The sequence below is a fragment of the Novosphingobium sp. B1 genome (genome assembly GCF_900176395.1).
In the GTDB taxonomy this organism is placed as follows: Bacteria; Pseudomonadota; Alphaproteobacteria; order Sphingomonadales; family Sphingomonadaceae; genus Novosphingobium.
Window position 1 is genome coordinate 1 of sequence record NZ_FWXL01000063.1, and the last position, 1,540, is coordinate 1,540.

At 60.7% G+C, this 1,540-nt stretch carries 2 protein-coding genes; both read right to left on the reverse strand.

Annotated features, from left to right (window positions below; all coding sequences use genetic code 11):
* On the reverse strand, nucleotides 1–379 hold a 379-nt coding region (locus B9A23_RS22050; protein ID WP_254895253.1), incomplete at its 3' end, for a transposase zinc-binding domain-containing protein.
* A 9-nt stretch (nucleotides 380–388) separates the two neighbouring features.
* Nucleotides 389–1,258: a tyrosine-type recombinase/integrase gene (locus B9A23_RS22055; protein WP_084281544.1), complete on the reverse strand. Its 870-nt coding sequence runs from the start codon at nucleotides 1,256–1,258 to the stop codon at nucleotides 389–391.
* Nucleotides 1,259–1,540 lie beyond the last annotated feature (282 nt).

The window sequence follows — 1,540 nt, forward strand, 5'->3', positions numbered from 1 at the left end:
CATTCGCTTGAATATAATGGCGGGCCTCAGCCATGCAACGATCACCTATGCGTTGGGGGCTTGACGAAGGAGGTGCGATTAAACGACCGACGTGGAAATAGGGCACTGGCAGCAGATCGGCCTGTCGGGCGGCAAGCCAGCGTTCGCGCGTCGCACTCTGGCACTTCGGGCAATGCCGATTGCGGCAGGAGTTATAGGCGACGCGGGCATGCGCGCAGTCTTCGCAGGCCTCGATATGACCACCGAGCGCCGAAGTCCGACACAGTTCGATCGCCGACATAACGCGGCGTTCCACGCGGCCGATGTGGCCGTCATGAGCATCGCGATAAGCGCGGCCGTGGCGGCGGAAGATATCCGCCACCTCCAGATCAGAACGCACCGTCGCCCCTCAGGCTGGTGGTACAACCTCAAGGGTCAAGCGATCGAACGGGCTTTGTGTACCGGCGATCGTGCTCGTCGCCACATGGGTGTAGCGCGCCGTTGTCGACAAGTTGCCGTGCCCAAGCAGAACCTGAATGATCCGGATATCCGTGCCGCTCTCGAGCAGATGCGTCGCAAAGCTGTGCCGAAGCGTATGCACGCTCACCCGCTTGACCAGGCCTGCCGCCTTGGTCGCAAACCGGCACGCCGCGTGCAGGACCTGAACATCGATCGGCTTGTCGCCACGACCAGGAAATAGCCATTCCTCAGGGCGCGCCAGTCGCCAATAGGTCCGTAAAATGCTCAGCAACTGCGGCGACAGCATGACCGTGCGGTCCTTCGCGCCCTTGCCATGGCGGATCTGAGTTAACATCCGGTCGCTGTCGATATCTGCGACCTTCAGACTAACCGCCTCGGCGGCGCGAAGCCCTGCGGCATAAGCCGTTGTCAGCGCGGCACGCGCCTTGAGCGATGACACCGCTTCGAGAAACCTAACCACCTCGTCGGCACTCAGGATCGCCGGCAGTTTGCGCGGCGTGCGTGCATACGCGATCCGCTCCGGGATCTCCGCACGGTCCAATGTCACGCCATAGAAGAAGCGAAGGGCGCAGACCGTCTGATTGAGCGCGCCCCATGACACGCCTTGCGACACCAGATAGACCTGAAATGCACGGACATCTTCCAGGCCAAGCCGATCCGGTGAGCGACCGTGATATTGGCTGAACCGTTTAACCGCGTGAATGTAGGATCGCTGCGTCGCAGGTGACAGGTTGCGCAGGCTCATATCGTCGATCATACGACGGCGCAGCGGGCTTACCGCTGCCGTGACATCAGTCATGGGATGGTCTTCTGGTTGCAGGTTGGTCTCAGCAACCAAACCTTCCCATCAGGAGGCCATTCCAGCCAATACGCCACACTCTCCCGCGTCAGCGGGTTCGTTCAATCCCAGCCCGTCTACACTTCTGCCAAAGTAGATGGGGTGGTTGCCGTCCGCCCCAAACGGCATCGTGATGTGCCAAGATGTTGCGTCAACAGCCACTGATGGAAAGGACGGCAACCGTGACGAAGGCTATCATGATCGGCGTGGACTTGGCGAAAAATGTCATCCAGCTGCACGCCG

Coding starts and splice junctions, on each gene's coding strand:
- B9A23_RS22055 (WP_084281544.1), bottom strand. CDS start 1,258: ATGACTGATGTCACGGCAGCGGTAAGCCCGCTGCGCCGTCGTATGATC.